Annotated in this window: 11 protein-coding genes and 3 pseudogenes; 5 read left to right on the top strand and 9 right to left on the bottom strand. The window is 62.7% G+C overall.

The genetic code is table 11. From position 1 onward, the window contains the following. From JWP83_RS26975 to JWP83_RS26965, 4 genes and pseudogenes are all read right to left on the bottom strand, one after another. The coding region (locus tag JWP83_RS26975) for an Hsp20/alpha crystallin family protein (protein ID WP_367185676.1) at window positions 1–181 on the bottom strand (181 nt) is incomplete at its 3' end. Between the two features lie 362 nt (window positions 182–543). Beyond that, window positions 544–1,428 (bottom strand): helix-turn-helix transcriptional regulator, encoded by an 885-nt coding sequence (locus JWP83_RS26970; protein ID WP_297737574.1) that lies wholly within the window; start codon window positions 1,426–1,428, stop codon window positions 544–546. A gap of 233 nt (window positions 1,429–1,661) precedes the next feature. Next, a pseudogene (locus JWP83_RS31360) lies at window positions 1,662–1,836 on the bottom strand (DUF1931 family protein). 198 nt (window positions 1,837–2,034) lie between these two features. Continuing rightward, on the bottom strand, window positions 2,035–2,415 hold the full coding sequence (locus JWP83_RS26965) for a DUF2267 domain-containing protein (RefSeq protein WP_297737571.1): 381 nt from the start codon (window positions 2,413–2,415) through the stop codon (window positions 2,035–2,037). Between the two features lie 654 nt (window positions 2,416–3,069). Here JWP83_RS26965 and JWP83_RS26960 point away from each other — a divergent pair. The 3 genes from JWP83_RS26960 (at window position 3,070) to JWP83_RS26950 (ending at window position 5,697) form a co-directional block, all read left to right on the top strand. After that, on the top strand, window positions 3,070–3,969 hold the full coding sequence (locus JWP83_RS26960; RefSeq protein ID WP_297737569.1) for a GAF and ANTAR domain-containing protein: 900 nt from the start codon (window positions 3,070–3,072) through the stop codon (window positions 3,967–3,969). 248 nt (window positions 3,970–4,217) lie between these two features. After that, entirely contained in the window at window positions 4,218–5,183 is a 966-nt protein-coding gene (locus tag JWP83_RS26955; protein WP_297737565.1) for an AI-2E family transporter, read from the top strand. Window positions 5,184–5,232: 49 nt separating this feature from the next. Then, complete coding sequence (locus JWP83_RS26950) at window positions 5,233–5,697, top strand: SRPBCC family protein (RefSeq protein WP_297737561.1); 465 nt, start codon at window positions 5,233–5,235, stop codon at window positions 5,695–5,697. Window positions 5,698–5,724: 27 nt separating this feature from the next. On the opposite strand, the gene JWP83_RS26945 is transcribed toward JWP83_RS26950, so the two are convergent. The 3 genes and pseudogenes from JWP83_RS26945 to JWP83_RS26935 form a co-directional block, all read right to left on the bottom strand. After that, window positions 5,725–7,005, bottom strand: coding sequence for an amylo-alpha-1,6-glucosidase (locus tag JWP83_RS26945; RefSeq protein ID WP_297737580.1), 1,281 nt, complete (start codon window positions 7,003–7,005; stop codon window positions 5,725–5,727). A gap of 294 nt (window positions 7,006–7,299) precedes the next feature. Then, window positions 7,300–7,869, bottom strand: a pseudogene (locus JWP83_RS26940) (glycogen debranching N-terminal domain-containing protein); the annotation flags it as partial. Window positions 7,870–7,928: 59 nt separating this feature from the next. Further along, entirely contained in the window at window positions 7,929–8,960 is a 1,032-nt protein-coding gene (locus JWP83_RS26935) for a glycosyltransferase family 4 protein (RefSeq protein ID WP_297737559.1), read from the bottom strand. 780 nt (window positions 8,961–9,740) lie between these two features. Here JWP83_RS26935 and JWP83_RS26930 point away from each other — a divergent pair. Continuing rightward, a complete protein-coding gene (locus JWP83_RS26930; RefSeq protein WP_297737555.1) occupies window positions 9,741–10,112 on the top strand; it encodes a DUF2267 domain-containing protein in 372 nt (123 codons plus the stop codon). Window positions 10,113–10,211: 99 nt separating this feature from the next. Further along, on the top strand, window positions 10,212–10,556 hold the full coding sequence (locus JWP83_RS26925) for a hemophore-related protein (RefSeq protein ID WP_297737577.1): 345 nt from the start codon (window positions 10,212–10,214) through the stop codon (window positions 10,554–10,556). Between the two features lie 102 nt (window positions 10,557–10,658). On the opposite strand, the gene JWP83_RS26920 is transcribed toward JWP83_RS26925, so the two are convergent. Together JWP83_RS26920 and JWP83_RS26915 are read right to left on the bottom strand one after the other, a co-directional pair. Next, window positions 10,659–11,270 carry a hypothetical protein gene (locus tag JWP83_RS26920; RefSeq protein WP_297737553.1) on the bottom strand — a complete coding sequence of 204 codons (612 nt, stop codon included), beginning with the start codon at window positions 11,268–11,270 and terminating at the stop codon, window positions 10,659–10,661. Between the two features lie 18 nt (window positions 11,271–11,288). Further along, window positions 11,289–12,438: pseudogene (locus JWP83_RS26915) on the bottom strand (zinc-dependent alcohol dehydrogenase). Between the last annotated feature and the right edge of the window lie 145 nt (window positions 12,439–12,583).

Genomic DNA, 12,583 nt, shown 5'->3' with positions numbered 1-12,583 from the left:
TGCGTTCGACGGTCACATCGATATCGTTTGGCGCGCTGCCCGGGACGTCTATGGCGACAATGAATTGGTCGCCGCGCCGCAACGCCTCCATCGGCAGCGTCCGCGCGGCGCGGGCACCGACCAACGCTTGCTCGGACCACCGGTCAAGGTCGCGAAACGGATCGAATCGCAAAAAAGCCATCGCTTCTCCTATGTCGGGAAGGGGGTTAGCGGAGGCTCCGACCGCCGATAGCTTGGACGCATGGCCCGGCAGTAACCTCCGAACAATAAGTCTGGCAATTAGATTCGAGTACCGCGTGCGCCTAGGGAGCCAGAAATGTCACCGAGGATTGATGCTGTCAGCACGAGTGGATGCAATGGAGCGACCTGGTCCGGTATCCCGGAGTGGTTGGAAAAATGTACGGATCGAGGCCGAATGGCAATACGTTCCTGCCGGCTGAATTCTCGCCCCCAGTTTCACGGTTGAAGCCCACGACGGCGAGAGCTTGGCCCACCTACTAAGATTTCCGCGTCCTCGGCGTGGCATGACGTGTCCGCAAGCTGTCAGCTCCGCAACGTGATGTGTGGATTTCGGCCATAGGTTTGGCGGTAGAAGACTGCGAAACGACTGGTGTGCATGAATCCCCAGCGGGAGGCGATGGCGGTGACAGTGTCGTGCCTGCGGTCGGCGGCCAGCAGGTCGTGGTGGGCGTAGTGCAGTCGGATCCGGCGAAGGTATTGGAGCGGCGTGGTGTTCAGGTGGCGGCGGAACATGTATTGCACGGCCCTCGGTGTGAGACAGACAGTTTCGGCGATATCGCCCAAGCCCATGTCCCGGTCAGCATTGGCCTCGATGAACTCGATGGCGCGCCGCAACAGCACGGGCGGGTGGTCGTTGCGGTCATGCGGCGTCGGATTCGCGATGGCCGTGTTGGGAATCGTCAATAAGGTGACCGCGGCCAGCAAGCGGCCAGCGATACCCAGCACGAGTGGAGTCGCTAGGGTGTCATCGGCCAAGACCACATCCTGCACATAGCTGACTGTGGCTTGCCACAACCGCTGAGCCGCCGCATCGGCCGGTGCGAAACCGGTGAAGCGGATCGGCGAGGGGGCACGGCGGCCCGGCACGCCGTTAGCCACACTGGCGACCAACGATGGATCCAACAACACCACCGTGTGGCGCAGATCTTCGGGGCGCGAGTAATGGGGGTCGGGCTGCGACATCATCGTGATGTCGCCGGGCGTGGCAAAGACGGCTATGCCGTCGCAGTGGCCGGAGAATGTGGCGTGGCTTATCCACACGCTGACCATCTTGTTCAGCGGATCCGGTGATACCTTCACGTCGTCGGGCAGTTGAATTTCTTCGATGGCGAATGATCCGACGTCGGTGCGTGTGTGGACCAGCGGGGTGCTACCGCCGCGGCGCCGTCCCTGAGTTGAGATGGGCATTCGCATCCCATAGGCGCGCTCAGGAAAGTCGTCCGTCTCGGCAAGGTCAGAAAGTTCGACATGGGAATGTTCGGGCCGGTGAAGCTGTGTCGCGGTGATAGCCACGGGGATCGCCTCCTACTGGGTGACACGGTCGTGGGGCGGGCGCCTCAGGCCGGGAATGGAGTTCACGTCATGACTCACTGGTCGAGATCGTGGCGTGGCGACCGATACGGGCGTCCCTTCGCATGCGGTTAGAAGATCAACCCGCACAACGCGAAAGACTGCTCCCAGTCGAAGGTGGTTGGATTGGTCAATTTTGGGTCGATGACCCGAAGCGTCCGGCCATGGGCGACGCTGAGGCGGCCGAACAATTCTGGCAGCATCCTGAACGACTTTGGTGATCGGTAGGTCTTGCAGCGAGATCACGTCGCGTCCGTTCCATTTGGCCGAGTTCCGCCCGCGATGGCGAAGCCGTCGATCTGTTCATCGACGAACTCGCGGAGTCGCCGCACGTTCTTGTCGATATCGACGCTCGCCACCGAGCGAAAGAGCCGCACTAACACCGGGATCGCCGATGGGTGAGTCAGGTCGTACTCCGGCGGGTTTTGCTGTGCGCGTGGTGGATCAGGGGGGCCGGGAGGCGCCCAGCCGGTGGAAGTCTGCGGGCAGCTGACTGAGCACATCGTCGAACTCTCCGGGTGTCACGGCGTCACGAAGTGTTGCGAGTACCGCGTCTATGGCCACTTCGGCCACGTCTGGATCGGTGCCGGCGCGTTCGGCGGTCCGTTTGACGAATTCCTCGAAGCTGAATGCCTCGGCGTTCTCGTGGGCGCTAATCAGCGCGGTTTGCAGAGGGGCGGGCAACTGGGCTGCGAGATCTTGTGCCTCACCGCCGGTGATGCGTTCCGCGAGCGTGGCCAGCGTGGCGCGGGTCAGCCTCGCCGCGTCCTCCTCCGACAGTTCGGCGTTCTGTGCCACGCGGGAGATGAACTCTTCATATTTCATGCCGCTCCCTTTCCGATGTGGACTGCAACCATCGTGGTCGATTCACAGCCGCCATACCTCCGGCTGGTGAGCTGAATCCACAATGCAAAATCGACCTGTGGGGTGAAGTCGGTGCCCAGGCCCCCAGCGCGGCGCGCCGCTGGAATGAGGTTTTAGCGTTGTCCGGGTCTGCCGGAGCCTTGCGCCCGCAACCACATTGATGACAGGCTCCGAGGCAGCCTCGACAGCAACACGGCGATGACATTGTCGGCCGAAGGCGCCGGCGTCTTGGGTGGCACCGTTTACGGGCGGCAGCGTCGGCGAGGAACGTTAAGGGCTTGCGGCAGATGCAGCGCCGCACTGTCGGCGTTCTCCCGAAGGCACCGCACTGGATGGTCCAAATTTCCATCCGCTTGCAGCCGAGTCACTCAACACCGCCGGGGGCGGTTCGCCGTCGGTGGCGCTTAGCAACCGGCATCCTCCGGATCGGGCAGCCGAGGTAGGGCACGCTCGCGCAACCGTCCCAGCAGGCCACCGCCGCATCTCAGGCGTGGTGGCGCTGGACGCCGGGGTGAAGTTGATGTCGACGAAGTCAGAGAGCAGGGGGCGCCCTACCTCCCATTCTTAGCTCATGAACCATTAATAGCTCCGAGAGGTCTACGACGCTTCCGATTTATGGATCTGCTGGGTCGACGCTTGGACTCCGATCCGGTTGGCATAGTCCTAAGGCAGTCAGTACACGACGGCCAAACTTTGGGGGGCCGCAATGAGAAAAACGAAACCGGATATGCCGCAAAGCTTTGCGATGCGTCAAAGGGCTTTGTCCGAAAAGGCTTCGGCATGGCCCAAGTAGGTTCGAATCAAAAGCGACGTCATCACGAGCGCCACGACAAGGCGGCTCGGTCGACGATCGTAGAGCTGGCCGGTGCGTTTGTCGGGGGTGCGGGCATCGAGGACCTGCTCACCAAGGTGGCCTCTGCCTCGGTAGCTTTAGTGCGCGGAGCGGATTTGGCAAAGATATCCGTAATCGACAACGGCGAGCTCCGTTCGATCGCAACAACTTCGCAGTTGACCGCGTTGTTGGACAGCGCTCAGCGGGTGTCCGGGCAGGGCCCCTGCCTGGAAGCGATCAGCGCACACAAGGCGGTCCGCTGCGATGATTTGGGCAGCGATGTCCGCTGGCCGCGCTTTGCACAACCCGCTGCGGCCGCCGGGGTGCGCAGCGTTTTGTCCTGTCCAGCGGACATTCCCGGTGCTACCGCTGCTACGTTGAGTCTGTTCGGATTGCAGCCCAAAGCGTTCGGGATGGAATCGGATGCCATGGGCGCAATGCTCGCCAGTCATGCCGCACTTGCGCTTATCAACGAGGAACAGGAACGTCAATTCAAAGCGGCGTTGGCTACGCGCGACGTTATCGGGCAAGCGAAAGGCATGATAATGGGACGCTTCGGCGTCGACGCCCCTCGCGCCTTCGCAATGCTTACGGCGATCTCGCAACAATCCAATATACCGGTGCGGGACCTCGCCGGCGAGGTTGTCACCTCGCTAAGCAAGCCCGACAACCACTCTAAGTAGACGTCACTGACACGGCGACACAGCAGATGGCAAAGCTGGCGACTGACGGCAACTCTGGAACCGGGGCTAGCGAAGGTGATCGTTCCCCCGTTGACCGACGCGACAGCGAAGACGGGGGGCTCATCGCTGCTGCCGAACACATCGCGGCACAGATCAGTACAGAAGAGCGGCCCCTAGGGGCTGCGGGGCCCCGGTTTAATTGGCACTCACCTTTTTTGGTTGGCCTGACCGCATCGGCAGGCGTCGCCGTGACGTACGGCGTGGTACGCGGCCTTGCTGCGGCGTCGTCGATGCTGCTGTTGATCGGGGTAGCGTTCTTCGTGGCCCTGGGACTCGAGCCGGCGGTGTCGTGGCTGGTCGGCAAGAAGCTGCCCCGCTGGGCCGCGGTCACCGCGGTGCTCATCGCCGTAATGGCCATCGTGGTGGGATCACTCGCCGCCGCCATTCCCCCGCTGGTGCAGCAGGCACGCCAGTTCATTGATCAGGCGCCGCATTACATCCAGAGCGTCGGTGACCATTCATCCTGGATCGGCAGGCTGAATGACCACTTTCACCTCCAGCAACGAATCACCGAAACGGTCAACAGCTCCGGCGGCCCGATCTTGGGGCAGGCCGTCAAGGTTGGGACGGCGGTATTCGGAGCCTTCGCTGACCTTCTCGTGGTTGGGGTGCTGACCGTCTACTTTCTCTTCGACCTGCCCCGAATACGCGCGACTCTGTACCGTCTAGTACCTCACTCCCGTCGGCCCCGGGCGATCCTCATCGGAGACCAGGTATACGCGAAAGTGGGCGCCTACGTGTTCGGCAACATCTTGATATCGGTCATCGCGGGGGTCGCCACCTTTATCTGGCTCGTCATCTTCGGTGTGCCCTATCCGTTGCTGCTCGGGATATTCGTCGCGGTGCTAGACCTCATCCCATTCGGATCAACCGTCGCCGGGTTCATCGTCGCCGCCGTCGCGCTCACCGTGTCTGCCCCGGTAGCCATTGCCACCCTGGCCTTCTACGTGATATTCCGGTTGGCCGAGGACTATCTCCTGGTGCCCAAGATCATCGGGCGGGCGGTCGAGGTGCCGGCGGTGGTCACCTTGCTGGCCGTACTCGTCGGCGGGGCGCTGCTCGGAATTGTCGGTGCGCTCGTTGCCATCCCAATAGCGGCGGCCATTCAACTGTGCGTCCAGGAAATTCTGTACCCGAGGCTCGATGAGCTGTGAGCGAGTCCGTTGGGAACCAGCGTGTACCGGGGGAACCGGAGGAGCAAACATGACGGTCACTCGAGACATCGAGGCCCCGCGCGGGCGAGTCTGGAACGTCCTGGCGAACGGTTGGACCTATTCAAGTTGGGTCGTGGGAAACAGCCGAACGCGGGCCGTCAGTAAGAAGTGGCCTTTACCCGGCACCCGGATTCTGCACTCCATCGGAGCGTGGCCGGCGGTAATCAACGACGAGACCATCGTCGAAACGTGCGTGCTGAAGGAGGAACTCGTCCTTTTCGCCCGGGTGAGGCCGGCCACCGAGGCTCTGGTCACGTTGCGGTTGAGCGACACCGCCGGCGGGTGTCGGGTGGCGATGTCGGAAGTAGCGGTGTCGGGGCCACTGAACTGGCTGCCAAAGACTGTGCAGGCGGCGGCCTTCGCTCCGCGCAATCGTGAATGCCTTTGGCGGCTGGCAATGATCGCCGAGGAGCGAGACGCCGATGAGCTGCGACACAATGCGGCCGATGGGTGAGGCCATACGGACCACGCGGTTGGTCCTTCAGTGACGTCGATCGTGCTGCTGCGCTGAGGTCCGAATGGGCGAATGCCTGGGTTGGGCTGTGACCAGCCGGACTCCCGCAGGAAGGTCGCCGACGTCGACTTCACCGTCTGCTTCGACGGTGATGTTCATCCGTGTTGTGGCAAGGGGTAAATTTTCCAGGCGGATGGGTAATAACCGATCCGGAACCATCGGACACAGCTGAACCTGCCCGTGCGGGATGTCGGGGTTGAATCGAAGCAGACTGCGAAGCACCAAGCGCGAGGACGCAGCAGCCCAGGCTTGCGGCGAACACGACGTCGGATAAGGCACGGGACGCGAAAAGTCAGCTCGCGAAAACCCGCAGAACAGTTCGGGTAGCCGGCCGCCGAAGTTTGCGGACGCATCGATGAGGCCCAACGCAATCTGTTGAATCTCATCAGTAAAACCGTAATTCGCCAGCCCTGCGACGGCTATCGCGGTGTCGTGCGGCCACACGGAGCCGTTGTGGTAGCTCATCGGGTTGTAGGCGTTCATGTCAGTCGCCAGAGTCCGCACGCCGAAGCCCGAGTTCAAAGCAGGCCCGATAAGATGCGCTGCCACTGCGGCGGCCTTGTCGTCATCGACGATGCCAGTCCACAGGCAGTGCCCCATGTTCGACGCGATGGCGTCGACTTGCTGTTTGGCGCCGTCGAGTGCCAACGCAAACGCCTGCTGCTCGGGCATCCAGAAGGCCAGGTTGAACGCCGCTTTCAGCCGGGCCGCTCGGCCGCGCCACTGCTGAGCACAGACAGTGTCACCGTCTCCCTCGGCGAGGAATGCTCGGGCCTGGAACGCTGCGTAGACATACCCCTGTACCTCGCACAGCGCTATCGGTGGGGTGGCCAGATGCCCGTCGGCGTGATTGACGCCGTCGAAGGAGTCTTTCCAGCCCTGGTTGACCAGGCCGCGGGCGGTATGCCGGCGGTACTCCACGAAGCCGTCTCCGTCGGCGTCACCGTACTCGATAATCCACGCCACGGCGCGGTCAGCCGCCGCCAGCAGCGAGGGTCGGTCAGCATCGGGAAGGCCTCCCCACCGGTCGAGCTCGGCGAGCAGCATGACGAACAGCGGTGTGGCGTCCGCAGTTCCGTAGTATGTGGTGCCTCCGCCCAGCGTTAATGCCGCCTCTCTGCCGAGACGAACCTCATGCAGGATACGACCCGGCTCCTCCTCCGTCAGAGGATCGACCTGAGTGCCCTGCAGCCGGGCGAGGGTGCGCAAAGTGTTCAACGCCAGGCGTGGATCCAGGCCCAGGGCCATCCACGCGGTCAATAGGGAATCTCGCCCGAATAGCGTCATGAACCAGGGCGCCCCGGCGGCAAGAATCGGGCAGCCTGGCTGTGTCGGGTCTTCGATCTGTAGTGAGCCCAGGTCGCGGGTCCCCACCTCGAGCGAACAGTCCAACGCCGAATCTCCGGTCACTATCCGTGGATTCGATAGGCGCCATGCCTGCAGGCGCTGCGCAGGTGCGCTGGTATTGATCGCCTCGCCGCATCGGTGCCGGAGCTGAACTCGCCTGCCGCCGACCGAGGCCTCCACAGCGAAGCACGTTGACCACTCTGACCGTTGCGGCACGACGATCCGGAAGGTGAATCTGCCGGGCGTAACGATCGGCTCTCCGGTGGCGGCGGTGATCTGAGCACTTCGGGTGTCGTCCGGACCGGCGAGCGTGAAAGCCATTGACGCCCTCCCGATATCGACGGCAAGGCCGTGCGGTGGCTGAACCCTGCCCTCTTTCACGGCGAAGAGATCCGCGAAGTCTGTGTCGACGGCCAGGGTCAAGGTGACCCCGATCGGCTCCGCTCCGAGGTTGCGCAAGGTTACGTCCTCGCGCATACCGTCGCCGACCAACCTGTCGCGCAGGACCAGCATCGTGCTATCGGCCATCCATTGACGTGGCGGGGTCCGACCAACGAAGGTTGCCCGGTAGGGTTCGGTGGGCTCCTCAATCGTGGATAGGTTTTGTACGGCCGCCCCCTCGATGGCAAGCCGCCAGCAGGACAACATTCGGGTATCGGCGACGAACAGTCCGTGTGGCCGGTCGCGGTGGACGTCGCCCGATAGGGCCGAGATACAAAACGTTGAACCCTCCAGAAGCGTGACATCGCCGTCGTCGCCGCTCACGGGTGGGCCTGTTCCAGAGGCCCAAGCGCCGGCCGCGCATTCTTCACCGTCGACGAATGTCACCGGGTAACCATCTCCTCGTAGAGGGCGACGTGGTCGGCGGTCATTCGAGTGGTGGAGAAGCGTTGGATGGCGGCGGCGCGGCAGGCGTCACGGTTCAACTGGTCGACGCGGTGGATCGCGGCCACCAGTTCGGCGGGATCGGAGCAGAGGAACCCGGTGCTGCCGGTGTCGACAATCTCGGGTGCGGCGCCGTTGGGGCAGGCGATGACTGGCGTGCCGCAGGCCATCGCCTCGATCATCACCAGTCCGAACGGTTCTGCCCATTGGATGGGGTTCAGCAGCGCCTTGGCCGCACCCAGTAGCGCCAGTTTCGCGTCACCGGTGACTTCCCCGGCGACGTCAACCTCGTCGGTGAGCAGCGGCATGATCTGTTCAGCAAAATAAGCGTGTTCGGCGGGTTCTCGGGTCTTGGCGGCGATGACCAGCGGCTCGCCTGCGGCACGGGCAGCCAATACGGCCTCGCGCACACCCTTGTCCGGGGTCATCCGCCCGAGAAACAGCAGGTAGCCCCCGTCGCCTGCGCCCGGCGGGTATTCGTCGGGGTCCAGGCCGTGGTGAATGACCCGATCCACGGCGATCTCAGGCGCGCGGGAGGCTTGGTCATGTGAAATCGCCACGACGGGCAATCGCTTGCCGTAGCGGCGGTAGATCGCCCGCAGTTCACCGCTGAACGGGCCATGGCAGGTGGTTACCACTCGGTCATAGCCGGAAGCCAACGCCCAGGCCGGCCCCAGCACGGTGTGGTCATGAATTATGTCGCAGCCGGCGAGCGCCTCATAACCGTGCATCACATGGGGCAGCTCAACCTCGCCGTGACCGATGCGGTCCCAGTCCGCGGTGGCCATGGCATAGACGATTGGCACCGGTGCCGTGCTGTCGCCAGTGGCATACAGCACCACCTCATGTCCGGCCTCTGTCAAGCCCCGCGCCAGTTGGCAGACCACCGATTCGGTGCCCCCGTAGCCCGGCGGGGGTATCGCCGCCCAAGGTGGCGCTAGCAGACCAACTTTTAAAGGCTCCTGCGTCATGAGTTCATCGTGGGAAATGGCCGTCGCGATCGCACCGGCCCCACGGGGCAGAAAACGCTGGTAGGGCTCGTCCCGCCGGACTGAGCCGTGTTACTCTGGCCGAGTTGACATTTGACGACACCGTGGCAGCCGCCGCCCCGCACCGCTTCGCGTGTGGACTTAGCCAGTTAAGGCATGCCCGACGATCGGAAACGTATCTTCATCCCCGCGAGGTCAAGCAGACGCCGTAACAGCCGCGGCGGTTCGTTCAATCGCAGCGATCCGCCCCTGTGGTGGCGATTAAGCCCGCGGTACCGAGGAAACTGAGCCGGGCCAGGTCCACGATGATGCCCGCCCTGTGATTGCAACCGGTCTTAACCGCGCTCTTAGGCAGGTTACGTTGTAGGCATCCAGTTGTCGGCTGTGGTACGCCACGGCGCGGTGGCCGCTGAATAATGTTGTACACAAGTACAATTCAACCGATTACGGTATCCCATTCGCCAGTCGGGTTGCAAGCGACGCGCGGGTGCACTCATCCGCACTTCCCGCATGCCTTGGAACCATCGCCCCTTTACTTTGCAGCAGCAAGTGCGCCGGCCGCTGCGCGGCGAATAAGTCGTCTCGTCAAAGCCAGAGATCTCCGGCGGAGTCAACCCGTCGGGCCGATGAATGCCGGCTGTCGCTGGTGACGTGGCTCGCCTGCCAGGGTGATTAGCAGCGCCGTAATACGGCTCACCAGAACGGTGCATCGACGCTTGACCCTCCGCCACGATATCGAGAGGCGAAACCCCAGGAGACCCAATGCAATACGACGAAATCATCGCGCGAGTGGTCCAGCGTACCGGCCTGTTTAAAGGCGACGCGGTGGCGCTCACACGCGCCACCTTGGCCACCCTCGCCGAGCGTATCAGCGGCGGTGAGGCCCGCGATCTGGCCGCCCAACTGCCCGGCCCACTGCAGGACGCCTTGCTCCCGACGAAAGAAGAGGCCGAAGCCTTTAGCTTCGACGAGTTCGTGAACCGAGTGGCTGAACGCAGCCGACGTGATTCCACGGTGTCCGAGGCTGCCGTGGATGCGGTCATGGCGACACTTCGTGAAGCGGTGACGCCCGGTAAGTTCGACGACATACTGAGCCAGCTGCCCAGAGACTTTCACCGGCTGGGCGCGCGATGACCCAGCCGCCGCCCAGATGCGGATGCAAGGCACCGATGTGTTCATGGTGCCCGGCTCGAATAGCGCACGGAAATCTTCGAATTGGAAGAGTGGGGAAAGATGGTCAGGCTTAGCTCATTCAAACTGGCTGTCGCGACGGGCGGTGCGACGTTGTCATTGACCGCCGCGGCCGGAGTCGCGTTGGCAGATGCCAATGCCAATGAGGACTCGATTGTCAACACAACATGCAGTTACCCGCAGGTCGTGGCGGCGCTCAACGCCGAAGATCCCACAGCTGCCCAGCAATTGGCCATAACCCCGGCGGCGCAGTCGTGGCTGGGCACATACCTGGCATCGCCCCCGGACCAACGCCGGCAGATGCTGGATCAGGCGCGGAACGTTCCACAAACTCAGCAGTACGCTGCAACAGTGACGCGAGTCACTAACTCCTGCAACAACTATTGAGTCGAAAAAGGGCGCACGCATGCCGGCGTAATCCGCAGCCAGTCAGCGTCTTAATCAGTCAGCCTCCCTCGGCCGAGGCCGAGGGAGGCCGACTGCACTTTCCTATTGCCGCGAGCGTGATTTGGCGGCCTTCGCCGTGGCCTTCACGGCTTTGCTCAGCATGAAGGCGACCACCCCGCCGCTCGGAATCCATGGGCCGGCCACGATGATCGGATCCATCCAGATGTGGGCCAGATCGGCCCGCTTGCGGCCCAACCGTGACTTGATGCCGTGATAGGTCAGTTCGCCTCGGATTCCCGTCTCGGTAAACGGATTATCGGGACGCGCTGTGAAAAGCGAACGCACGTGGTGCTCGGCCGCGTCCACCCGATCCGCATAGAGCAGAATCATCCAGTGCGCCGCGCGGCCCTCACTGAATTTGTAGGCGTATCTGCGCAGCATGCCAGAGATCCCGGTGGGGGGCTGCGCCGTGCCAAACACCGGTGTGAGGAACCGGTGTTCCATGGACCGCTCACGTGGCCACTTTTCGGGCTGACGCTCGGGGAAGTCCCAGTGCGCTCCGGTGGACAAGTCTTGCCTCAGCTTTGGTTCCGCGGGCCGGTCCTTCGGGTTGAGGTCAGCACCCCAACCGTGGATTCGCTCCCGCAACTCGTCGCTGCTTGGTGTCGGCGGATGTTCGACTGTATAGGCAGGCGGACGTTCTGTCTGAGTCATGGCCCCGCTCCTGTCTGTTCACTTGGTGTGCGGAAGGACGACCGGCTTGATGCAGTTGTCGAGTTTGGATGAAAAGATGTGATAGCCCTCTGCGATGTGCTCGAGCGGGATCTTATGGGTCACAATCTCACTCGGCTTCAGGTAGCCGTTCTTGATGTGTGAGAACAGCCGGGCCCACTGCCGTTTTGACCGGACATTGGTTGGTGTGAATGGTGAGACCCTTGTTCATGGCGTCGCCGAACTTGATGGCGCTGAACAGCGGCCCGTAGGCACCCATGACGGAAACCGTTCCACCCTTTCGAACCGAATCGATAGCCCAGTTCAAGGCGATCGGGGAGCCACCCTGCAACTTGAATTTCGCCGTCGAAACATGTTGAAGCAGGTTTCCGTCGGCCTCTGCCCCGACAGCGTCGATTGCCACGTCCGCTCCGAGAAAGTCGGTGGTCTTCTTCATCTCGATAACGATGTCGTTGCAGTCGGCGAAGTTGAAGGTCTCGGCGTGAGCGAAGCTGCGAGCCTTCTCCAACCGGTACTCGAGATGGTCGATCACGATGACGCGGGCGGCGCCCATTAACCACGATGACTTCGCGGCGAATAAGCCCACCGGGCCGGCCCCGAAAACCACGACGATATCGCCTTCGACGATGTCTCCGAGTTGAGCCCCGAAGTAGCCGGTGGCCAGCGCGTCGGTGCATAGCAGGGCGTCCGTGTCGTCCATCCAGTCGGGAATTACTGATGGGCCGACGTCGGCGAAGGGTACCCGCACGTACTCTGCCTGCCCGCCGTCGTATCCCCCGCACGTGTGTGAGTAACCGTAGATTCCACCCACTGCGGTGGCATTGGGATTGACATTGTGGCAGTTCGAATACAGCCCCCTGGCACAGAAATAGCATGACCCGCAGTAGATATTGAAGGGCACCATCACCCGCTCACCGGGGTTCACATTCTCGACGGAGGAGCCCACTTCGTGGACCACGCCGATGAACTCGTGTCCGAAGGTGTGGCCGACCCGAGTGTCTGGCATCAAGCCGTGGTAGAGGTGAAGGTCGGATCCGCAGATCGCCGCCAACTCCACTCTGACAATCGCGTCATTGGGATGCTCGATCGCGGGCATCGCCTTCTCTTCGACGCGAACCTTGTAGGGGCCGCGGTACGTCATTGCGCGCATAGACTTCCCTCCTGAAAGTCAGTGACTCTGCGCCCGGATACCCTCGCGCGGTGCCCGAAAACCGGTCCCGAGGACTGAAAATGTTGCGTGCGTTTAACCCTCGCAGGACAAGTGGGGCGCACCCGTCGATGTGCCGGTGCTCGCC

It is taken from the genome of Mycobacterium sp. (genome assembly GCF_025965855.1).
Classification (GTDB): domain Bacteria; phylum Actinomycetota; class Actinomycetes; order Mycobacteriales; family Mycobacteriaceae; genus Mycobacterium.
This window is presented reverse-complemented; position numbering and strand designations above follow the sequence as displayed.